Here is a 20,963-nt window from a genome sequence, read left to right as displayed (position 1 = left end):
TTCAGGCTACTGACAAAACCTTCACTGGTATTTGGCGTACGGGCGCGGCATGCCGCGCCCGTTATATCTCTTAAGCAAGATCAAAACGATCGAGGTTCATCACCTTAGTCCAGGCGGCGACAAAGTCGCGCACGAAGCTGCCCTGGGCGTCTGAGCTGCCGTAGACTTCCGACAAAGCCCGCAGCTGAGAGTGCGAACCGAAAATCAGATCGGCACGCGTTGCCGTCCACTTGAGCGCGCCGGTTTGGCTGTCGCGCCCTTCAAACACGCCGTCCTCGCTTGCCGCTTTCCAGGTGGTGCCCATATCCAGCAAATTGACGAAGAAGTCGTTGGTCAGCGCCTGCGGGCGTTGGGTCAACACGCCATGCTGGCTTTGACCGACGTTGGCGTTCAGCACCCGCAACCCGCCCACCAATACCGCCATTTCCGGCGCGGTCAGCGTCAACAGCTGGGCTTTATCAACCAACAGCGTCTCGGCCGGCACGCTGAATTGCTGCTTCAGGTAGTTGCGGAAGCCATCGGCCACCGGTTCCATCGCTTCGAAGGATTCGACGTCGGTCTGCTCCTGCGTTGCGTCCATGCGGCCCGGCGTGAAGGGAACGCTCACCGGGTGCCCGGCGCTGATCGCTGCCTTCTCAATGCCTGCCGCACCGGCCAGCACGATCACGTCCGCCAGTGAGACGTGTTTGTTACCTGACTGCGCCTGGTTAAAGGCCTGCTGAATACCTTCCAGCGTGGCCAGGGTTTGTGCCAGCTGAGCAGGCTCGTTCACCGCCCAATCTTTTTGTGGAGCCAGACGAATGCGCGCCCCGTTGGCCCCGCCGCGTTTGTCGGAGCCGCGGAAGCTGGAGGCGGATGCCCAGGCGGTGGAAACCAGCACCGACACCGGCAGGCCGGAGGCCAGGATACGGGTTTTGAGATCGGCGATATCCTGCTCGTTAATCAACTCATGATCGACCACCGGGATCGGATCCTGCCAAATCAGTTCTTCGGCCGGCACTTCCGGGCCGAGATAGCGAGCGCGTGGCCCCATATCGCGGTGGGTCAGTTTGTACCAGGCACGGGCGAAGGCATCGGCAAGCTGATCGGGATGTTCATAGAAACGACGTGAGATCTTTTCATAGGCCGGATCGAAACGCAGCGACAGGTCAGTCGTCAGCATGGTCGGACGCTGCTTTTTGTTGGGATCGAAGGCGTCGGGAATGGTTTCGCCGACGTCTTTGGCTACCCACTGGTGCGCACCGGCCGGGCTTTGCATCAGCTCCCACTCGTATTCGAACAGGTGCCGGAAGAAGTCGTGGTTCCACTGGGTCGGGGTGGTGGTCCAGGTGACCTCCAAACCGCTGGTGATGGCGTCTTTGCCCTTGCCGGTACCGAAGCTGCTATGCCAGCCGAGGCCCTGCAGCTCAAGGCCTGCACTTTCAGGATCGTCACCGACGTGCGACGCCGGGCCCGCGCCGTGGGTCTTGCCGAAGGTGTGGCCGCCGGCAATCAGCGCCACGGTTTCTTCGTCGTTCATCGCCATGCGGGCGAAGGTTTCGCGGATGTCGCGCGCCGCAGCGACCGGATCAGGGTTACCGTCCGGGCCTTCCGGGTTCACGTAGATCAGGCCCATTTGCACTGCGGCCAATGGGTCTTCAAGGTCGCGATCGCCCGAGTAGCGGCTGTTCTGACCGCCGCTCAGTTCCAGCCAGATCTTTTCCGAGCCCCAGTAAACATCATCCGGTTCCCAGGTGTCGGCGCGGCCGCCCGCGTAGCCAAAGGTTTTAAAGCCCATGGATTCGAGCGCCACGTTGCCGGTCAGGATAATCAGATCGGCCCAGGAAATTTTACGGCCGTATTTTTGCTTAATCGGCCACAGCAGGCGACGGGCCTTATCAAGACTCACGTTGTCGGGCCAACTGTTGAGCGGTGCAAAACGCTGCTGGCCTTCACCCGCGCCGCCGCGACCGTCGCCGATGCGGTAGGTCCCGGCGCTGTGCCAGGCCATGCGGATGAACAGGCCGCCATAGTGGCCAAAGTCCGCCGGCCACCACTCCTGCGAGTCGGTCATCAGGGCGTGCAGGTCTTGTTTCACCGCCGCCAGATCAAGGCTGTTGAAGGCTTTGGCGTAGTCGAAGTCCGGGTCCATCGGGTTGGAGAGGGGGGAGTGTTGGTGCAGCGGCTTCAGGCTAAGTTGGTTGGGCCACCAGTCTTGATTCGAAGGGCCGCGGCGCGGTGCATTCAGTTTACCGCCGCCCGAAAAAGGGCATTTGCTTTCAGTTGTCATGTTGCGCTCTCTGCTTCGTAGGTTGCTCGCCAGGCCCGAAAAATCTGATGCCTGAGGGAGCCGTTAGCTTGCTATCGCGGGCGAAAGCCCACATCGGGTGTTGCGCTAAGGGTTTATCTAATCAACTGATTTACAAAAATAAAATATGAGCACTCATCGACAGGCCCACAGGGCGGAGCCTACCGACACTCAGCATTAAGCGTAGTCAGTAGATGCAGATAGATAAAATAGGAATAGTTGACTGTTGTGATAGTTTTTGGCTATTGAATTTTGTTTTATTGATAGGGGTGCTAAGCGGAGGGACGCGGGGCGTTGCGTTAATAAAGGGGATTTCTTGATTAATGCTTCTTTGGTGGGAGGTTATAAAATGGTATCTCTGAGAGGAAATAACTTATCCAATATTACATTAATAATAAGCTAATTAATTGTTGGTATGCTGGTAGAGGAGTTTCTAGTCAAACTATGGCGATGAGGTAGTGGTTGGTAAGATGATGGTTCTGCTTTGTGCCAGGAGCGGACGTCGCACATCTAACAACAGTTAGGTCCTATGGAACATCATGAGCTTTTATTTTTTGACAAGAAACTTTGAGTTACGTAGGCTAAAACAAAAATGGATGACAGCAGTTGTATGCAAACAAACATTCTTATTAATCTTGAGTTAGCTACTAAATCACCAAATGTAGTCGTTGTTGATATTCCTATGCTGTAAAAAAAGAAATCCCAAAAGTTGAGGTCTTCCTTTTGACGTTTACTCAACAAATCTTGCACATTATTTCTTATTTTAACCATTTCCTTGTTGTTTATTATTAATTTTTATCTTGTGTCATCTATTATTTTATTGGTGATATTTAGTTCAGAAACGAGCTTTGGAACATTGAAGTCGCCAACGTGTGACAATACATATTCTAAAGCATCGCGTTCTGCAGTTGCTATCCTGAGTTTAACTTCCGATATTTCGATATTTTTATCAGCCAACATAATATCAAACTGGCTTTCATGAATTTTATTCTTCTGTGAAAATATAGCCTTACGCTCACTTTCTTTAACAGTCAGCTCGTTGTAATGTTTTAGAGACGTTTCATCCACATACGCCTGTGTATTCATAGCCCATGCCTTGGACAGTTTTTCTCTTATTGATTTTAGGTTTGACTCTTGCTGGGATAGTACACTTTCAAGGTTAATGTTGTGACTGATTATTCTGTCAAATTCCTTTTTGGCTTTTAATGTTTCTTCGGAAAAATCTTCGATTGAAATATTATCATAATCTTCATGCGCTACATCGTTATACGAAAACGCTAACTTTATAGCGTTCTGGACAGGGGTGGAATTCAGAGCGTTATTTTTTATGAATGAATCTGGATTAACTAACCAAGTAAAATAGTAGACTGCTGCAAATAATAAAATTATCAGAGAATAGCCTGCTGCTGCTTTGTTTTTAATTTTCATGGGAATAATAAGATTTTTATTAATTTCATCACAGTTTAACAAAATGGCTACCGAAAATGCAGTTTTTTTGAGTATACGCATGCAATATGTTCATGTCAGTGTCGCTGCTAAGCGACCAACTCCCCATTTGTTGGTACTCTGCGTTATCAGTTAAAATCCATGAGTTGCGAAACATGTACCAACTTCCGCTCCTCGCTCATAGCTGCCTGTCAACCTGGTCAAGTCCCCTTACCGCAGACCAGGGGTATAAAAAATCACCTTAACGTACAATAATTTTCGATATCCAAACTGACCCCAAACAGCCGGTCGGGAGTTGACCCTCACAGTACAGTGCAGCAAGGCGCTATCCCGTCCTGAATTAGCAAGCATACCCTTTCTGATGGTTGTTTATTGCAGGTGATTGAAAGCCCGGAGGTTACATTACCGGGCCAGATTAATCGCGGGCTGAATATTATTTTGGTATCGAAAACGTTGCAAAAGGAATCTTAAATGAGGGTTTAGTATTGTTTACGTTACCATTTTAGCCGAAGAGTCTTCCAGATTTCATCTCTAAGTGATGCCGGAACACCCTCTCTTTCCGCCAGCTCACGCCAGCTGGAAACCGTTTTAATAGTTTCCTTGATAATTTTCTTGGCCTTACTTGGACGTAGACTGGTGATGAGATTTGCCACGCTCAGTAAATCATCTATTGTGAATTTGTCTCGCTTACCTGCGAGGGTAAGCTGATGAGACGCCACCCATTCCGAATCTTCTCTAAAACTCCAGGCAATATCGAAGGCCGGTGCAAGCGTCCAACGAAAATCGTTATCGACCATAAATGACCAGTTTTTTGTGTGGTCATCATGGTTTCTGGCGATCACATTGAAAACCATCCTGCGATAAATCTGTTCCTGTTCATAATTTGTTAGACCTATCTCGCGAGCAATTCCGAGCATCTCTTCATAGCTGTACTCACCAGCCTTTCTGAAGTTTGCATGAGCCAACCCGCATAAGCTCAGAACATGAAATTTCTGGTTGTTTTCCCGGTCGAATCGCTTCGTCATAAAGTGTGCCCGCTGGGACCCTTCTTCACGGAGCAATTCACAGTGCGACATGTTGATCCCCACCTGCTTAGCCATCAGATGATAGACATATTCCATCAGGCCATACCCCTTCGGGTCACCAAAGGTTTGACGTTCAGTTTTGTGTTCTTCTACGCCATCAAACTTAAGGAGAAAATGCTCAAATCCTGTTGGTGCCTCAACCTGGCCGGACCGAATTTCCGTTCGCTCCTGATTAACTGCGATTACCACCTTAGCCCTTGCACCACCAGCTGAAGTACCAATCTGCAGCAACTTGGAAAGAGAAGATTCTTCATGATCGTTCAGTTGAAGACCGTTTCGCGTATCCAGAACCTTTTGAGCCATGCTTACCAACTCAGCAATTAACAGAGGCTCGCTATGGGGTGTATCAGGGTTATTGGTGGGCAGGTACTCCAGGGCTCCCATACCCCGGCTCCCGGTATACAGCAAACGGTCTATTGCAAGAAATTGGGACTTGTCACGACCTTCTCGTGCCAGCCAGGCATCAATCAGGGTGTTACCAAAATCATCAGGGAGAGAGTCCGCAAAAACCGCTGGCAAACCGCGATATGTTTCCCAGGGTAGTGCAGGGAAAGTAAATATACCCTTCTCAAGAGGCAGATACAGCGGCGATAGGCTGAAACCAGCAGTCCGCCAGTCTTCTGTGTACTCAAAGGTGGCAATTTTGCTGTCACTTGTATACGCCAAATATCCGGCAGTAATCCCATCGAACAGGACTTCACATGAATCAGCGATCATTATTTTTCCTTTCTCCTGAGAGCCAGCATTGCGCCCACTCTGTTCATAACGGGATTTTCTTTTGAGGCCGAGATGCCTGAAACACGCCTGCTGTGCCTTTTCTGCGCCCTGAATACATCAGAAGGGCGTACTTCAAGAGTTGGTACCAGTATATCAAGCCCTTCAAGCAGCCTCATTTCGCGCAGAACAGCAATGAATGTTGCCAGACTGCAGGCTCCATTCTGCAACCGTGCGTAGGTTGGCCGACTAATGCCGAGATTTTCAACCAGGGTTTCCTGGGAAATACCTCGAGACTTGCGGTAAGCCTCCAGGCGTTCGAACAGCTCTTTTGCAATGGCCGTATCTGACATAGTTATTGATATTTTCACATGCATCACTCCGCAACTTATATGTTCCATTATATGCAAAATTACGCGATTTTGTAATGAATACATTGCACGTCTTGTTATCTGGGGTTTGTCCAGCCTTTACGGCTGACTTTAGATGTTCAGACACCCCAGTAATCGGATCCGTAAGGCTCATGAAGGTTTGTTGAAGCAAAGAAGATTAGGTTTCGTATGGATATTAAGTCTGTGGATGTCGAGCTCTTGCATTGTATACGTTACAAAATAGGATAATACTGACAATTCAGTATCGTATACGTTACAAAACCCCAGTGTTACTTGAAGTGGTGAAAGCTCAACACGAGAAGAAGATGTGCCCGGGATGAGGTCATTACAATCACAATTCAAGACATGTCATCCACTATATACAGTTAATTGGGTACTGGGTGCGTATAATAAGTGTATTTATGTATTGAGTGTTAGTAGGCCAACTGCTAAGGTAATGACATCAACATAAAGCAGGAGCTAAGAATGAGAACACCTTCTGAGGTTGCAGAGCTTATTCGCATCGCAATGGAAAAACTCAACGATGAAAAATCGATCACTCGCTTTCAGTTGTCATTGAAAGGATTTGGGGTGCTCGCTCAACGTGACTTCGTTGACCAGCACTATTTGGCCTCGCTTACATCGGAATTAAATGACCTCGGCTGGTGTATGTTTCAGATCAGTCACACCAGCTACAGTCTGATCCGTCATGAGTCAGCCTCGAAGTTCCGCAAGCTGAGCAGCGAAACTCTACTGTCATACATTAATGGAGATGAATCAGAATGAAAAAACGTTACTACTCCTTGTTATTCGCGACCCGTGGCCTGAGCGAGTCCGATGTTCTGGAGGACTTCGGCAATGTCGTTCGCTTCATTAACATGAAAATCAGTTCCCGTGGCTTTGCCGGTAATAAAGGTCTTACCAATGATTTTTTCAATTCGCTCAAGGAGTTTGTATGGATCTTTGAAAGTAAAGAGAAACGGGATATAGCGCTGTTACGACTGAAGCGACTCCTTCGTAATAATCTCCTGCACACAATGAAAATCAAAACCTCAATGTCACCTTCATGGGTAACCCGCTGTAATTCGATTCGAGCTCCACAACTGACGCTTAATTTGCAGAGAGTATGGAAGCAGCGTTTATCCACAGTTAAGGGGGCTTCTCTGATCTTGGCTTCTTAAACTACTCCTAATCCAGCCGAATGGTCCCTACTCAGCAGTCGGGGAAGTTACTTTCGAAGATCATTTATAGCAGTGGTTATGATTGTCCTCCTCTGCTAGCAGCGATGGAGTTGGAAAGATAAGATCAGACGCAGGCCTCGTCGTGAGGACAGAATCTGTCTACCGGCATGGGGGCAGTCCATGATAATACTGGTTTTCATATTCAGCCGGTGACATCTGATCGCTAGAACCATGCCGACGCTTACTGTTATAAAACATTTCGATGTAATCAAAAATATCGCTGCGGGCTTCTTCCCGCGTTCCGTAGATGTTTTCTTTATCCGCTCGCGTTTCAGTAACTGGAAAAAGCTTTCTGCAACCGCGTTATCGTGACAGTTACCGCGACGGCTCATACTCCCTTCCAGGCCGTGTTGACCTGCTCCCCGTTGACTGCCACATCATCCTTTAAGTAATGCCTTCATCAGATGTGAAACACCTGCGAACTTCCGCTGTTCGCTCACAGCGGACCGTTAGCTCGTCCGCTGCGTGCCAGAAGCAGACCTTTCGAAAGCAATTGTGTGTCAACAAAGTGGGCGCAGGTCACGGGCTTATTTCATCGCAGGGATGTTATGGTAAATTGCTTGTCGGTTTGAGTGCAGTCTAACCAAACAACCAGGGAAAGGAGAGTAATCGGGATGACGATTTTAGTGACGATACAGGCTCAGCTCATTGTTGGAGAAGCGCAGGTGATAAAAAGCCTGGCTCCTGAGGGTATGCTGGCTGCCGTATTTGAAGACGATGGCCATACTGGGTATTTCTACGCGCTCGATGAGTCCGTTGAAGGAAACCCGATTCAGGATGCAGTGTATATCTACAATGTCGAGGATATTTCAGACGGCCACATTCCTTCTGACGTTAAAATCGGCTGGTCAGAAGACAGTCAGAAGTGCGTGCTCCTTATCAACGGATATCCGCATGGAGCGTTCGATTTCGTGGGGAAAAATGGGTACTGCAGAAGTGGATTTCCTCCCCCGATAAACAAGGTATGGTCTGTGTCCGGCCATGAGTGGAGCGATTCGGTGGATGACTTTTTCCGGTGAGTTACGGTGGGCTTAACGCCTGCCGTTATTATCTATCCATATTGAAAATGTTACTCTGAAGGGGGCGGACGATTTCCTGGACTTTCAGGAGATAAACTATGTATTCAGAATGTCCGATCCTCGCTCATAGCCGCCGATCAGAAAAAGTAAAAGCAAAAAGCCCGCTCAGGTTTCCCTGAGCGGGCTTCTCTAATATGGCTCCTCTGACTGGACTCGAACCAGTGACATACGGATTAACAGTCCGCCGTTCTACCGACTGAACTACAGAGGAATCGTGTGAACGGCCGGAATCATAACGGGGTGTTGGCAGCATGTCAAAGGCGGATTACGCATTCTGTGACTGTTTGCTTACAGAATGCGCAACCCGTTGAGGTTTTGGCAGATTTAGCCCAGTTCCGCGCGTTTTAACCGCAACTGATAGTGGTAATGGCTGCGGCTGAGCAGGTAATCCGCATTGACGCTCGGGCTCCAGGAATCGTCGCCGCCGACCCCCATATGGAAGCCGTCCAGATTGAGCCAGGTACCGGCTTCCGGTTGCAACAGATGCTGGTGGCTACAGTCCATCAGCTGACGCAGGCCGTAGCGGCTGAGCGAAAAGTGGAACTGCCCGTCGATGTGCCAGTCGCCGTACTGCAGCTGGCGAGTGTCGCAGCGCAGGCCGTTTTCGCCGGGGAAGATATACGGCGTGTGCAGCTCTTCCAGCGGTCGTTGCCAGCGCCCGAATTGCGCGGCAAGGCGACGGTCCGGGTAATTCTCATGCGGCCCCAGGCCCAGCCATTGTGCCTGCGGATGGGTGTCCGCCAATTGGCAGCTCAGGCCGATACGTGCCGGTGGCGGCAGGCTGGCGGCGATCGCGACGTCAACGCTGACGCTGACCGCGCCCTGGCTGTCGAACAACCACTGTTTGCGGCTGCACAACAGCGTTTCTCCATCTACCCCGAACCGGTGCTCGCTCACCACCCGCACGCCGTCGCTCAGCAGATCGGCCTGCAGCAGCGTGCAGTGCTCTTCCAGCTGGTACATGCCGGCCAGCTTCCAGCGTTCGACCCAGGCATTGGGATCGATGCGTTCCACTTCGCTGATGCCGATGTCGTTATCCAACGGCGCACGGATAAAGTTATCTTGCAGCGGCGTCAGCAGCAGCGCTTCGCCATCTTGCCACCACTGGCTCAGGAGGCCATTTTCGCGGGTAAACTGCCAGCGTTGCTCGCCGTGGCCGATCTCAATCGTCCGGTCATTCTGGCTCAGCTGTGGGGCAAGGCCTTTCGGTGCCGGCGACGCCAAATGCAGCGTACGCGGTACCGGCCATTGATCCCAGGCGCAGCGATGGTTGGCTTCGGACCAGTCGGTGGCCTGGGGTTGCACTACCGCGACATTCAGCCACAGCTCGCCGGGCTGATGAAGTATCGGCAAGCGGTCGAGCAGGTGGAAGCTGGCGCTGCCCTGCGGCGGTAGCGCGAGGTCAAAACTGCCGCTGGCGCGTTCTACTCCGTCCAGTTCCAGCCGCCAGTCCAGCCGTTCGTTATCGCTATGACGGAACAGGTACTCGCTGCTGACGGTCAACGTCAGCGTCTTGGCATCAAAGGCAAACTGGAAAAATTGCTGGGCGCGTTGCGCCTCGAACAGCGCCGGGTGTGGCGTACGATCGGGGAATACCAGACCGTTAAGGCAGAATTGCCGATCGTTAGGCGTGTCGCCGAAGTCGCCGCCGTAGGCCCAGTATTCATCTCCGTTATCATCGCGGCGGGTGAGTGCCTGATCGACCCAGTCCCAGACGAAGCCACCTTGCAGGCGCGGATACTGGCGGAAGGCCTGCCAATAGCGGTCAAAACCGCCGAAGCTGTTGCCCATCGCGTGAGCATATTCGCACAGGATCAGCGGTCGCTGTTCATCCGGCAGGCCGATCCACTTCTTGATCGACCACTTGGGCACGGCCGGGAACGGCTGATCCTGATCCACCCGGGCGTACATTGGGCAGATAATGTCGGTCGCGGCGCTGTTGGCGCCGCCGCCTTCATACTGCACCGGGCGGGTAGGGTCCTGGCTTTTCACCCAGCGATAAAGCGCGTCGTGGTTGCAGCCGTGGCCGGATTCGTTGCCCAGCGACCAGATAATAATGCAGGGATGGTTGCGATCCCGCTGCACCATGCGCGTCACGCGCTCGCTCATCGCCGGTAGCCACAGCGGATCGTCGGAAAGCCGGTTCATCGGCTGCATGCCGTGGGTTTCAATATTGGCTTCGTCGACCACGTACAGCCCGTAGCGGTCGCACAGCCGGTACCACAGCGGGTGATTCGGGTAGTGCGAGCAGCGCACCGCATTGAAGTTGTGCTGTTTCATCAACAGAATGTCGTGGCGCATTGTGGCTTCATCCATCACCTGACCGTGCTGCGGATGATGTTCATGCCGGTTGGTGCCGCGGATCAGCAGCGGCTGGCCGTTCAGCTTCAGCAACCCGTTGCTGATGTCGACCTGGCGGAAGCCAACGTCATAGGCTTCCACCTCGATGATTTGTCCGTCTGGTGCCAACAGTGCCAGCGTGGCCCGGTACAGCGTTGGGGTTTCAGCACTCCACAATGCAGGCTGTTCCACCGGCAGGCGCAGCGTTGTGCGGTCATCATAGGCGCCGCGCTCGTCGATAATTTCGCTGCCGAGCGCCTGGGTTTTTTCGCCAATCAATTGGCCATCGCGCCACAGCTGCAGTTGCACCCGGTGCTGCGTCGGTCGATTGACGTGCGCTTCCACCACCAGTTCGCCACGGCGGAAGCTGTCGTAAAGCGGGGTTGTGATGCGGACATCGCTCAGGTGGGTGGCGGGTTTATGCAGCAGGCTGACGTCACGGAAAATCCCGCTCATGCGCCACATATCCTGATCTTCCAGATAGCTGCCATCGCACCAGCGCAGCACCATCACCGCCAGTCGGTTTTCACCGGCCTGCAGCCAGGGGCTGAGGTCAAATTCGGCGGGCAGACGGCTGTCTTGCGAATAGCCAACCCAATGGCCGTTGCACCACAGGTAAAACGCCGAGTTGACGCCGTCAAAGATAATGCGCGTCTGCCCCTCGGCCAGCCAGGCGGGATCGACGGTGAACTGGCGGGAATAGCAACCGGTCGGGTTTTCTTCCGGCACCCGTGGCGGGTTGACCGGGATCGGGTAGCGGACGTTGGTGTAGATCGGCGCGTCATAACCGGCAAGTTGCCAGTTGGACGGCACCGCCAGCCGGTCGGCATCGGGCAGGTCTTGCCGCAGCCAGGCTTCGGGCACCGCCTGCGGGCTGCGGTAATAGCTGAACTGCCAGTCGCCGTTTAACGTTTTCTGGCTGCTGCTGGGGCTGTCGTCACGCGCCGCGTTCAGATCGCGCCAGCTCGCAAAAGGCGGATGCGCAGCCAGCCGCTGATAATGGGTGCAGGCCGGATTTTGCCAGTCCTGGCGGGCAATAAGGTCTTTCAGGGAAGGAGAGGGCAGTGCACTCATCGGCGATCGTCCTGTCGGCAGAGTAGAGGGGCATCATGCCGAATAAGATGCTGACGAGAACCCAAAAAGTAAAGCGGTTACATTCAAGCTTGCAGGGGCGATCAAATAACCGCTTATTCTGGCTGAGCAGACCGGTAAATCCGCTGTGGACGGCCTACCTTGCCGTAAATGATTTCGGCGCGCAGCTGCTGGGCAGCGGTACAAAACTCCAGATAACGGCGTGCCGTGGTGCGGCTTAACCCCATCTCCTGCGCAACGCTTTCAGCGGTGTGGCTGGCCGAGGGCTGTTCGAACAGGCCGCGTATTTTAACCAGCGTCAGCTCATCGATGCCTGCCGGCAATGTCGCCATAGGTTCGCCGCGGGCGTAGGTATTGAACATCTGGTCAATGCGGCGCTGGTTAAGGCGTGCCTTATCCTTCAGCGCCTGGTGCCGCTGGCTGAAGCGCAATAGCGTGTGGGCCAGCCGATCATAGGCCAGCGGTTTGATCAGGTAATCGAACACCCCGTAACGCAGGGCTTCGGCCACGGTGTCCATGTCGCTGGCGGCGGTGATAAAGACGATACCGCCGGCATAACCGCTCAGCGTCAGTTCGCGCAGCAGCTCAATGCCCTGGCCGTCGGGCAGGAAGTTGTCCAGCAGGATCAGATCCGGCTTGAAGCGCTCGACCATGGTACGGGCCTGCGCCAGGGTACCCGCCAACCAGATTTGCCGGCAGCCGCCGTTTTGCCGGATAAATTCCGCGTGCATCTCTGCCAGCGGCGTTTCGTCTTCGACGATCAGTATATTCAGCCATTCCATAGTGAATCCCGTCTCCCCGTCGTCTTGCAGATTGCAATCAATATGCTACGGAAATGTAAGTTAATTGCCGCGTAAAATAAAGATTATCTCAATAATAAACACCATAAAAATAATTAAGTAAATAAAGAACATTAAATAACTTATTAACCGAAAGGGGTTTGTGAAATAGGTCAATAATTCGCTATTTTTTTCTGTTTACCATTGTTTCATTAGATGTCCTTGGTGGATTTATCTCCATGGTTTTTAAGGTTTTAATTCCGGTGATAAATGTTAATCGACACTCTTTTTTGTATTTATTTTGTTATTCAATAGTTAACCCAGAGAGCGTGTTATGTTGGGCGACACCCTATTTAATCGAGTCAAAAGGTCGGATCATAAAAGTATCGCGCAGATTAATGCTTTCCTGCGCAGTAACGATCTGAATATTGACACCACGGTTGAAATATTTATTACCGTGACGCAAAACGATAAGTTGGTCGCCTGCGGCGGCATTGCCGACAATATTATCAAATGCGTCGCCATTAGCCCGCAAATGCGCGGCGAAGGTTTGGGGCTGACGTTGGCAACGGAGCTGGTGAATCTGGCTTATGAACGTCACCACACCCAGCTGTTTATCTACACCAAAATCCAAAATGAGCCGCTGTTCCAGCAATGCGGTTTCTACCCCATCGCCCGGGTGCCGGGCATCGTGGTGCTGATGGAAAACAGCCCGTGCCGGCTGAAACGCTATGCCGCACAGTTAGCGGGGCAGCGCCGGCAGGGTAACACCATAGGCAGCATCGTCATGAACGCCAACCCCTTTACCCGCGGCCACCAATACCTGGTGCGCCAGGCCGCTGCGCAATGCGACTGGCTGCACCTGTTTTTGGTCAAGGAAAATACCTCGCGCTTCAGCTACGAAGACCGGCGGCGGCTGGTGCTGGCGGGCACCGCAGACATCCCTAACCTGACGGTGCATGAAGGGTCGCAATACGTCATTTCACGCGCCACCTTCCCCTGTTACTTCATTAAAGATCAAGGCATTGCCGACGACTGCTACACCGAGATCGATCTGAAGATCTTCCGTCAGTATCTGGCGCCCGCGTTGGGCATTACCCACCGCTTCGTCGGCAACGAGCCTTTCTGCGCGGTCACCGCCAAGTACAACCGTGACATGCGTTATTGGCTGGAAACCCCGGCACTGCCCAGCCCGCCGATAGCGCTGGTGGAAATCGAGCGTTTGCAATATCAGGGCACGGCGATCTCCGCCTCCTGGGTGCGCAAGCTGCTGGCCGCCGGTGACTTTCACGCCGCCGCGCCGCTGGTGCCGCCGGACACCCTGTATTACCTGCAAGATTTGCAAACGCAGCGCCGGGCCAAGCCGGCGGCACACCCCTTTGAATCCGCACAATCAGGTGAAAGATGAAAATTATCCGAGAAGCAATGGCCGGCACGCTGGAATCCAGCGATGTCATGGTGCGCATCGCCCCCGCCGAGGGGCCGGAACACGATCTGCTGATCGCCAGCAGCGTAGAGAAACAGTTCGGCGAAGCCATCCGCCAAACGTTGCTGGAGGTATTGCAACGTTATCAGGTGGAGCCGGTGCAGGTGATGGTGGACGACAAAGGCGCGCTCGACTGCGTGCTGCGGGCCCGGCTGGAAACCGCGCTGATGCGCGCCAGCGACAATGGCCTACTACCATGGGGGACGCGTCATGAAAACGCTGAATAAACACCGTCTGCGCCGCAGCATGCTGTTCGTGCCCGGTGCCAATGCGGCCATGGTGAGCAACGCCTTTATCTATCAGGCCGATGCGCTGATGTTCGATCTGGAAGACTCGGTGATCCTGCGCGAAAAAGACGCCGCGCGGCGACTGGTGTATCACGCGTTGCAACACCCGCTGTATCAGGAAGTGGAAACCATTGTGCGCGTCAACGCACTGGATTCCGCCTACGGGCTGGCGGATCTGCAGGCGGTAGTGCGCGGCGGGGCGGACATCGTGCGCCTACCGAAAACCGACAGCGCGCAGGACGTTGTGGATATGGATCGCGAAATTGCCGCCATTGAAGCCGACTGCGGGCGCCCGGTGGGCAGCACCGGTCTGTTGGCGGCGATTGAGTCGGCGGCGGGGATCACCCAGGCGGTCGCCATCGCCCATGCCTCACCGCGTTTGATCGGCATCGCGCTCGGCGCGGAAGACTACGTGCGCAACCTGCGTACCGAACGTTCGCCGGAGGGCATTGAGCTGCTGTTTGCGCGTTGTTCGATATTGCAGGCGGCGCGGGCCGCGGGCATTCAAGCGTTCGACACCGTGTATTCCGATGCCAATAACGAAACCGGCTTCCTGCAGGAAGCGGCGCTGATCAAACAGCTTGGCTTCGACGGCAAATCCCTGATTAACCCACGGCAAATTGAACTGCTGCACAACCTGTATGCGCCAACCGCCAAAGAAGTGGCTCACGCCCAGCGGGTGGTGGATGCCGCGGCGGCGGCGGAGCAGGAAGGGCGCGGGGTAGTGTCGCTCAACGGCAAGATGGTCGACAGCCCGGTGATTGAACGCGCAAGGCTGGTATTGCAACGCGCAGCGCTTTCCGGCATCCGCGAAGCGTCGGTTCAGCACGGAGAGGAAGCATAATGAAACGCCAACAACGACTGATGACCCTGAACAACCTGGCGGACCTGCGCTGCTATCAGGATGCCTCCAAGGCCAACCTGCAGGCGCGCAAGCCGCGCGATATCAAACGCTGCGACACGCTGGAACAGGCGGTACGCCGCAGCGGTTTGCAGGACGGAATGACCATCTCTTTCCACCATGCGTTTCGCGGCGGCGATCTGGCGCTGAATCAGGTGATGGAAACGCTGGCGGCGATGGGGTTCCGCAACCTGACGCTGGCCTCCAGCTCGCTGAGCGAATGCCATGCGCCGCTGGTCGGCCATATCCGCAACGGGGTGGTGAGCCGCATTTACACCTCCGGCCTGCGCGGTCCGCTGGCGGATGCCATCTCACGCGGCCTGCTGGCCGAACCGGTACAAATTCACTCCCACGGTGGCCGCGTCAACCTGATCGAGTCCGGTGAACTGGCGATAGACGTCGCCTTCCTCGGGGTTCCGGCCTGCGACGAATTCGGCAATGCCAACGGCTACAGCGGCGAAGCCTGCTGCGGTTCACTGGGCTACGCCAAAGTGGATGCCGATACCGCAGGCACCGTGGTGTTGCTGACCGAAGCGATCCTGCCTTATCCGCATCATCCGGCCAGCCTGGCGCAGGATCGGGTCGATCTGATCGTTCAACTCGAGCGGGTGGGGGACGCCGACAAGATCGGTGCCGACGCCACCCGCATGACCTCCAACCCGCGTGAATTGCTGATTGCCCGCCGCGCCGCCGAAGTGATTGCCGGTTCCGGTTTCTTTACCGAAGGTTTTTCGCTGCAAACCGGCACCGGTGGGGCGTCGTTGGCGGTGACGCGTTTTCTGGAAGACAAAATGCGCGCGCGTGGCGTTCGCGCCGGGTTCGCCCTCGGCGGCATTACCTCGACCATGGTGGATCTGCATGAAAAAGGGCTGATTGCTCGCCTGCTGGACGTGCAGAGCTTCGACCGCGCGGCGGCGATGTCGTTGGCGCGAAATCCCAACCACATTGAGATCAGCGCCAATCAGTATGCCAACTTCAGTTCGAAGGCCGCGTCGGTCGACCGGCTTGACGTGGTGGTGCTGAGCGCGCTGGAAATTGATACCGGTTTCAACGTCAACGTGCTGACCGGTTCCGACGGTGTGTTGCGCGGGGCTTCTGGCGGCCACTGCGACACCGCGGCGGCGGCACGGTTGGCGATCATCGTCGCACCGCTGGTGCGCGGGCGCATTCCAACGCTGGTCGAGCAGGTGACCACCTGCGTCACGCCGGGCTCCAGCATCGACATTCTGGTTACCGATCACGGTATTGCCGTTAACCCGGCGCGGCCGGAGTTGGCGCAGCGGCTGCAAGAGGCCGGGCTGCCGGTGGTTGGCATCGACTGGCTGCGTCAGCGTGCGCTGTTGCTGACCGGCGAACCGCAGCCGATCGCCTTCACCGACAAAGTGGTGGCGGTCGTGCGTTATCGCGACGGTTCGGTGATCGACGTGGTGCATCAGGTGGCGGACTAACGTGATGACCTGCGTCCCTTCTGAACTGGCTGCCAACCGCGCCGTCAGCCTGCCGGAACTGCTGACCAGCCGCGAATGCCGCCAGGCGCGGCAGCAGGCGTGGCAGGCTCAGCACGCTTCCACGTTGCTGGTGCTGACGCTGGTGGTGCCGGGTGCGGTAAAAGACAGCGCCCTGACCCGCAATATCTTCAACCTTGGCTGGCAGGCGCTGCAGCAAATGGGGCGCGAGCAAAACTGGCACTGCCTGCAGGCGGAAACGCTGGCGCTTTCCACCGGTTGCGAAGGGTTTATGGCGCTGCAGGCCGATGCCCAACGGGTGAAAGACTGCGCCATGCAGTTGGAAGTTCAGCAGCCGATAGGCCGGCTGTGGGATATCGACGTGCTGGATCTCGAGGGACGTATTTTATCGCGTCGCGATCTGGGGCTGGCGGAACGCCACTGCCTGCTGTGCAGCCAGCCGGCCAAAATCTGCGCCCGTCAGCGGCGACACAGCAGCGAACAGCTGCTGCAGGAAATGGAAAGGATGCTCAATGATGCGCTCTCACCCCGTTGAACTCGCCCGGTGTAGCCCAGCGGCGCCGGCCAGTGGTTTTGCCCATGCCGCCTACCGTGCCCTGTTGGTCGAAGTGAACCTGACGCCCAAACCGGGGCTGGTGGATCGCCACAACAACGGCGCCCACCGGGACATGAACATCGGCCATTTTTACCGCAGCGCCCGCGCCATCGGCATCTGGCTGCCGCGCTTTGTCCGCCAGGGGCAGGAAGACGCCCGTTGCCCGGCAGCCGAGCAGTTGGTCAGGCTGCGCCCACTGGGGCTGGCCTGCGAAAACCACATGTTCCAGGCCACTGGCGGCGTCAACACCCATAAAGGCAGCGTATTTTCCCTCGGCCTGCTGTGCACCGCTTTCGGCCGTTTGTCCCAGAAGCCGCAGCCTGTCGACGCAGCCACGCTGTGCGCCGAAGTGGCGTCGATGTGTCGCGGGCTGGTGGCGCGCGAGCTGCAACAGCGCAATGCGTTGCAGACCGCCGGCCAAAGGTTGTTTGCCCAACACGGCCTGAGCGGCGCGCGCGGCGAGGCAGAGTCCGGCTTCGAGCGGGTGATTAACGGTGCGCTGCCGCTGTACCTGCAACGGCTGAACGCCGGGTGCGATGAGCAAACGGCGCTGATGGACAGCCTGCTGTGGCTAATGGCCAACAACGATGACACCAACGTGGCCTCACGCGGCGGTCTCGAAGGCCTGCGCTGGTTGCAGCATCGCGCAAGTGAACTGCTGGCGCGGGGCGGAGCCCTGGGCGAGCAAGGCATAGCGCGCCTGCGGCAGTTCGACGCCGAGTGCATTCACCGCAATCTCAGCCCAGGCGGCAGTGCCGATCTGTTGATCGTCACCTGGCTGCTGGCGCAATGACCGAATTCCACTAAGCCCGCCGCCTTTCAAGCCGCAACTTGGAATCCCTAGGGCATAGCCAAAAAAATAACCCGTCTTCAGGAGAAACTTATGTCCGAAACCAAGGAAAAAATCTGGAAAGCGCTGGCGCCGCTGTTGGTGCTGGCGATCCTGCTCTGGATACCCACGCCCGACGGCATGCCGCCGCAGGCCTGGCGCTACTTCGCCATTTTTGTGGCGATGATTGTCGGCATGATCCTGGAGCCGATCCCGGCGACGGCGATCAGCTTTATCGCCGTGACCCTCAGCGTGCTGAGCGCCAACTGGGTGCTGTTCGGGGCGCAGGAATTAGCGGAGCCGGGCTTCAAGGCCGGTAAAGAGGCGCTGAAATGGGGGCTGGCCGGATTCTCCAGCACCACCGTCTGGCTGGTGTTCGGCGCATTTATCTTTGCGCTCGGCTACGAAGCCACCGGGCTGGGGCGACGCATTGCGCTGTTTTTGGTGAAGTTTATGGGCAAGCGTACCCTGACGCTCGGTTATGCGGTGGTGATCATCGATATCCTGCTGGCGCCTTTTACTCCGTCCAACACCGCCCGTACCGGTGGCACCGTGTTCCCGGTGGTGAAAAACCTGCCGCCGCTGTTTGACTCCTTCCCCAACGATCCCTCCTCACGGCGCATCGGCGGTTACCTGATGTGGATGATGGTGGTCGGGACCAGCATCAGCTCCTCGATGTTCGTCACCGGCGCCGCGCCTAACGTGCTGGGCATCGAGTTCGTCAGCAAAATCGCCGGCGTGCATATCAGCTGGATGCAGTGGTTCCTGGCCTTCCTGCCGGTCGGCCTGCTGCTGCTGGTGATTGCGCCGTTGATTTCCTATTACCTGTACAAACCGGGCGTCACGCACAGCAGCGAAGTCGCTTCCTGGGCCAATAGCGCGCTGGGAGAAATGGGCAAGCTGACGCGCAAGGAGTACACGCTGATTGGCCTGGTGCTGCTCAGCCTGTGTCTGTGGGTGTTTGGCGGCAAGATATTGGATGCCACCACGGTCTGTTTGTTGGCGGTGTCGCTGATGCTGGCCTTGCACGTGGTGTCGTGGAAGGACATCACCAAATATTCCAGCGCCTGGAACACGCTGGTGAACCTGGCGACGCTGGTGGTGATGGCCAACGGCCTGACGCGGTCTGGCTTTATCGACTGGTTCGCATTGACCATGAGCACCCATCTGGACGGATTTTCGCCGGATATGACGGTCGTGGCGCTGGTCCTGGTGTTCTACTTCGCTCACTACCTGTTTGCCAGCCTGTCGGCGCACACCGCAACCCTGCTGCCGGTGATCCTTGCCGTCGGTAAAGGCTTGCCGGGCGTGCCTATGGAGCAGCTGTCGATGCTGCTGGTGCTGTCGATCGGCATCATGGGCGTGCTGACGCCGTACGCCACCGGTCCTGGGGTTATCATCTACGGCTGCGGCTACGTGAAGTCGAAAGACTATTGGCGGATGGGCGGTATTCTGGGCGTGGTGTACATCGCCGCGCTGTTGTTGATCGGCTGGCCGATCATGCGTTTGTGGATGTGAGTTTCTAAATTATCAGCGGCCCTCGACGAAGGGCCGCTGAGCAGACCTTTCCCTGTGATGCTCATCACACACTTTCGGCGTTAACCTCTCCATGATAGCCAAGCAATAGCTAACACATTAAAAATAATCACAATCCTGGAGCCCTCTGCGGATGAAAAGAAAAACTTTATTGCTGTGCTTGCCGTTATTTATGACCGGGACTGCCTTGGCGGAAACCAACGACTATCAATTGGATCAGGTGCTGGTGATGAGCCGCCATAACCTGCGTGCGCCGCTGGCCAACAACGGCAGCGTATTGGCGCAGTCCACGCCTAAAGCCTGGCCGGCCTGGGACACGCCGGGGGGCCTGCTGACCACCAAGGGCGGGGTGCTGGAAGTGTATATGGGCCACTACTTCAATGCGTGGCTCAAGCAAACCGGAGTACTGCCGCAGGAAGGCTGCCCGACCGCCGGCAGCGTTTACGTCTATGCCAACAGTTTGCAACGCACGGTGGCGACCGCGCAGTTCTTCACCAACGGCGCTTTCCCCGGTTGCGACGTCAGCGTGCATCATCAGGACAAAATGGGGGAAATGGATCCCACCTTCAACCCGATCATCACTGACAACAGCGAAGCTTTCAATCAGCAGGCTCTGGGGGCAATGAACGCCGAACTGGCCTCGTTGAAGCTGGACGCCTCCTACAAGCAATTAGAAAAAATCATCGATTACAAAGATTCCAGCGCCTGTAAAACCGACAAGCACTGCGATTTGACCAAAGAAGCCAGCAAAATGAGCGCAGTGCCGGGCAAAGAGCCGGGTGTCGCTGGGCCGCTGCGGGTAGGGAACTCGCTGGTGGACGCCTTTATGCTGCAATATTACGAAGGCTTCCCGATGAAGGACGTGGCCTGGGGCAAAATCACCACGCCACAGCAGTGGAAACAGTTGGCGCAGCTGAAGGACGGCTATCAGGATTCGTTGTTCACCTCGCCGGTGGTGGCGCAAAACGTGGCCAAGCCGCTGCTGACTTACATCAACGGTGCATTGATTGGCGAACGCAAGCCGGATTCACCGAAGGTGACGGTGCTGGTGGGTCACGACTCCAACATTGCCTCGCTGCTGTCGGCAATGGAGTTCAAGCCGTACCAACTGCCGCATCAGTATGAGAAAACGCCGATTGGCGGCAAGCTGGTGTTCCAGCGCTGGCACGATAAGAAAAACGATCGTGATTTGCTGAAAATCGAGTACGTGTATCAATCCACCGACCAGTTGCGCAATGCCACCCCGTTGACGCTGAAAACCCCGCCACAGCGCGTGACGATGGCGTTAAAAGGCTGCCCAATCGATAAGCAGGGCTACTGCGCCTGGAGCGACTTCGAAAAAACCATGAAAGGTATTCTGTAATCCTGACGAGCCTCTCCCTCGATAACGGGGGAGAGGAATAATCATTGTTGCTCAGGAGCTCGGCGT

At 55.5% G+C, this 20,963-nt stretch carries 18 protein-coding genes, 1 tRNA gene and 1 pseudogene; 11 read left to right on the top strand and 9 right to left on the bottom strand.

Annotated elements, in window-relative coordinates; translation table 11 throughout:
* Nucleotides 1–70: 70 nt before the first annotated feature.
* The 5 genes from katG to LQ945_RS05090 all read right to left on the bottom strand — a co-directional run bounded on the left by katG (nucleotide 71) and on the right by LQ945_RS05090 (nucleotide 5,969).
* Entirely contained in the window at nucleotides 71–2,269 is a 2,199-nt protein-coding gene (gene katG, locus LQ945_RS05105) for a catalase/peroxidase HPI (protein ID WP_270102420.1), read from the bottom strand.
* Nucleotides 2,270–2,824: 555 nt separating this feature from the next.
* Entirely contained in the window at nucleotides 2,825–3,058 is a 234-nt protein-coding gene (locus tag LQ945_RS24880) for an ion channel (protein WP_420136175.1), read from the bottom strand.
* A 24-nt stretch (nucleotides 3,059–3,082) separates the two neighbouring features.
* Nucleotides 3,083–3,796 (bottom strand): hypothetical protein, encoded by a 714-nt coding sequence (locus tag LQ945_RS05100; RefSeq protein ID WP_270102419.1) that lies wholly within the window; start codon nucleotides 3,794–3,796, stop codon nucleotides 3,083–3,085.
* 431 nt (nucleotides 3,797–4,227) lie between these two features.
* Nucleotides 4,228–5,535, bottom strand: a complete 1,308-nt coding sequence (locus LQ945_RS05095) for a type II toxin-antitoxin system HipA family toxin (protein ID WP_270102418.1) — start codon at nucleotides 5,533–5,535, stop codon at nucleotides 4,228–4,230.
* On the bottom strand, nucleotides 5,535–5,969 hold the full coding sequence (locus tag LQ945_RS05090) for a helix-turn-helix domain-containing protein (RefSeq protein ID WP_270102417.1): 435 nt from the start codon (nucleotides 5,967–5,969) through the stop codon (nucleotides 5,535–5,537). Before LQ945_RS05090 ends, LQ945_RS05095 begins: the two co-directional genes overlap by 1 nt.
* 420 nt (nucleotides 5,970–6,389) lie before the next feature.
* Between LQ945_RS05090 and LQ945_RS05085 the strand changes: the two genes are divergently transcribed.
* On the top strand, nucleotides 6,390–6,689 hold the full coding sequence (locus LQ945_RS05085) for a hypothetical protein (RefSeq protein ID WP_035888149.1): 300 nt from the start codon (nucleotides 6,390–6,392) through the stop codon (nucleotides 6,687–6,689).
* The gene (locus LQ945_RS05080) at nucleotides 6,686–7,084 is read left to right on the top strand and encodes a hypothetical protein (RefSeq protein WP_270102416.1); all 399 of its coding nucleotides are present in this window, start codon (nucleotides 6,686–6,688) and stop codon (nucleotides 7,082–7,084) included. Before LQ945_RS05085 ends, LQ945_RS05080 begins: the two co-directional genes overlap by 4 nt.
* Before the next feature lie 159 nt (nucleotides 7,085–7,243).
* On the opposite strand, the pseudogene LQ945_RS05075 reads toward LQ945_RS05080, so the two are convergent.
* Nucleotides 7,244–7,494 (bottom strand): annotated as a pseudogene (locus tag LQ945_RS05075) (IS3 family transposase); the annotation flags it as partial.
* A 264-nt stretch (nucleotides 7,495–7,758) separates the two neighbouring features.
* Here LQ945_RS05075 and LQ945_RS05070 point away from each other — a divergent pair.
* Nucleotides 7,759–8,163 (top strand): DUF2251 domain-containing protein, encoded by a 405-nt coding sequence (locus LQ945_RS05070; RefSeq protein WP_270102415.1) that lies wholly within the window; start codon nucleotides 7,759–7,761, stop codon nucleotides 8,161–8,163.
* A 195-nt stretch (nucleotides 8,164–8,358) separates the two neighbouring features.
* Here LQ945_RS05070 and LQ945_RS05065 read toward each other — a convergent pair.
* The 3 genes from LQ945_RS05065 to dpiA form a co-directional block, all read right to left on the bottom strand.
* Nucleotides 8,359–8,434 (bottom strand) — tRNA-Asn (locus tag LQ945_RS05065).
* A 113-nt stretch (nucleotides 8,435–8,547) separates the two neighbouring features.
* Complete coding sequence (locus LQ945_RS05060; RefSeq protein ID WP_270102414.1) at nucleotides 8,548–11,637, bottom strand: beta-galactosidase; 3,090 nt, start codon at nucleotides 11,635–11,637, stop codon at nucleotides 8,548–8,550.
* A 113-nt stretch (nucleotides 11,638–11,750) separates the two neighbouring features.
* Complete coding sequence (gene dpiA / locus LQ945_RS05055; protein ID WP_270102413.1) at nucleotides 11,751–12,437, bottom strand: two-component response regulator DpiA; 687 nt, start codon at nucleotides 12,435–12,437, stop codon at nucleotides 11,751–11,753.
* Between the two features lie 331 nt (nucleotides 12,438–12,768).
* Here dpiA and citC point away from each other — a divergent pair, with 331 nt between their 5' ends.
* The 8 genes from citC (at nucleotide 12,769) to agp (ending at nucleotide 20,897) form a co-directional block, all read left to right on the top strand.
* A complete protein-coding gene (gene citC / locus LQ945_RS05050; protein ID WP_270102412.1) occupies nucleotides 12,769–13,842 on the top strand; it encodes a [citrate (pro-3S)-lyase] ligase in 1,074 nt (357 codons plus the stop codon).
* A complete protein-coding gene (gene citD, locus LQ945_RS05045; protein WP_044552444.1) occupies nucleotides 13,839–14,147 on the top strand; it encodes a citrate lyase acyl carrier protein in 309 nt (102 codons plus the stop codon). Before citC ends, citD begins: the two co-directional genes overlap by 4 nt.
* Complete coding sequence (gene citE, locus LQ945_RS05040) at nucleotides 14,131–15,051, top strand: citrate (pro-3S)-lyase subunit beta (protein WP_020827712.1); 921 nt, start codon at nucleotides 14,131–14,133, stop codon at nucleotides 15,049–15,051. Before citD ends, citE begins: the two co-directional genes overlap by 17 nt.
* Entirely contained in the window at nucleotides 15,051–16,556 is a 1,506-nt protein-coding gene (gene citF / locus LQ945_RS05035; RefSeq protein ID WP_270102411.1) for a citrate lyase subunit alpha, read from the top strand. Before citE ends, citF begins: the two co-directional genes overlap by 1 nt.
* A gap of 4 nt (nucleotides 16,557–16,560) precedes the next feature.
* Complete coding sequence (gene citX, locus LQ945_RS05030; protein ID WP_270102410.1) at nucleotides 16,561–17,109, top strand: citrate lyase holo-[acyl-carrier protein] synthase; 549 nt, start codon at nucleotides 16,561–16,563, stop codon at nucleotides 17,107–17,109.
* Nucleotides 17,090–17,962 carry a triphosphoribosyl-dephospho-CoA synthase CitG gene (gene citG, locus LQ945_RS05025; protein WP_420136184.1) on the top strand — a complete coding sequence of 291 codons (873 nt, stop codon included), beginning with the start codon at nucleotides 17,090–17,092 and terminating at the stop codon, nucleotides 17,960–17,962. Before citX ends, citG begins: the two co-directional genes overlap by 20 nt.
* Before the next feature lie 90 nt (nucleotides 17,963–18,052).
* Nucleotides 18,053–19,516, top strand: coding sequence for an anion permease (locus LQ945_RS05020; RefSeq protein WP_020827708.1), 1,464 nt, complete (start codon nucleotides 18,053–18,055; stop codon nucleotides 19,514–19,516).
* A gap of 151 nt (nucleotides 19,517–19,667) precedes the next feature.
* Nucleotides 19,668–20,897 carry a bifunctional glucose-1-phosphatase/inositol phosphatase gene (gene agp, locus LQ945_RS05015; RefSeq protein WP_048762545.1) on the top strand — a complete coding sequence of 410 codons (1,230 nt, stop codon included), beginning with the start codon at nucleotides 19,668–19,670 and terminating at the stop codon, nucleotides 20,895–20,897.
* The last annotated feature ends 66 nt before the right edge of the window (nucleotides 20,898–20,963 follow it).

The sequence above is a fragment of the Serratia liquefaciens genome (assembly GCF_027594825.1).
Lineage (GTDB): Bacteria > Pseudomonadota > Gammaproteobacteria > Enterobacterales > Enterobacteriaceae > Serratia > Serratia liquefaciens_A.
The sequence above is the reverse complement of the archived record's forward strand: the minus strand, read 5'-3'. Positions and strand labels throughout refer to the sequence as shown.

Bases quoted from the DNA above. Each gene is read 5' to 3' on its own strand.
- citE (WP_020827712.1), top strand. From the start codon at position 14,131: ATGAAAACGCTGAATAAACACCGTCTGCGCCGCAGCATGCTGTTCGTG.
- LQ945_RS05060 (WP_270102414.1), bottom strand. From the start codon at position 11,637: ATGAGTGCACTGCCCTCTCCTTCCCTGAAAGACCTTATTGCCCGCCAG.
- LQ945_RS05020 (WP_020827708.1), top strand. From the start codon at position 18,053: ATGTCCGAAACCAAGGAAAAAATCTGGAAAGCGCTGGCGCCGCTGTTG.
- LQ945_RS05090 (WP_270102417.1), bottom strand. From the start codon at position 5,969: ATGTATTCATTACAAAATCGCGTAATTTTGCATATAATGGAACATATA.
- LQ945_RS05070 (WP_270102415.1), top strand. From the start codon at position 7,759: ATGACGATTTTAGTGACGATACAGGCTCAGCTCATTGTTGGAGAAGCG.
- citD (WP_044552444.1), top strand. From the start codon at position 13,839: ATGAAAATTATCCGAGAAGCAATGGCCGGCACGCTGGAATCCAGCGAT.
- katG (WP_270102420.1), bottom strand. From the start codon at position 2,269: ATGACAACTGAAAGCAAATGCCCTTTTTCGGGCGGCGGTAAACTGAAT.
- LQ945_RS05100 (WP_270102419.1), bottom strand. From the start codon at position 3,796: ATGCGTATACTCAAAAAAACTGCATTTTCGGTAGCCATTTTGTTAAAC.
- citC (WP_270102412.1), top strand. From the start codon at position 12,769: ATGTTGGGCGACACCCTATTTAATCGAGTCAAAAGGTCGGATCATAAA.
- LQ945_RS05080 (WP_270102416.1), top strand. From the start codon at position 6,686: ATGAAAAAACGTTACTACTCCTTGTTATTCGCGACCCGTGGCCTGAGC.
- LQ945_RS05095 (WP_270102418.1), bottom strand. From the start codon at position 5,535: ATGATCGCTGATTCATGTGAAGTCCTGTTCGATGGGATTACTGCCGGA.
- citF (WP_270102411.1), top strand. From the start codon at position 15,051: ATGAAACGCCAACAACGACTGATGACCCTGAACAACCTGGCGGACCTG.
- LQ945_RS05085 (WP_035888149.1), top strand. From the start codon at position 6,390: ATGAGAACACCTTCTGAGGTTGCAGAGCTTATTCGCATCGCAATGGAA.
- LQ945_RS24880 (WP_420136175.1), bottom strand. From the start codon at position 3,058: ATGGTTAAAATAAGAAATAATGTGCAAGATTTGTTGAGTAAACGTCAA.
- citG (WP_420136184.1), top strand. From the start codon at position 17,090: ATGCGCTCTCACCCCGTTGAACTCGCCCGGTGTAGCCCAGCGGCGCCG.
- dpiA (WP_270102413.1), bottom strand. From the start codon at position 12,437: ATGGAATGGCTGAATATACTGATCGTCGAAGACGAAACGCCGCTGGCA.
- agp (WP_048762545.1), top strand. From the start codon at position 19,668: ATGAAAAGAAAAACTTTATTGCTGTGCTTGCCGTTATTTATGACCGGG.
- citX (WP_270102410.1), top strand. From the start codon at position 16,561: ATGACCTGCGTCCCTTCTGAACTGGCTGCCAACCGCGCCGTCAGCCTG.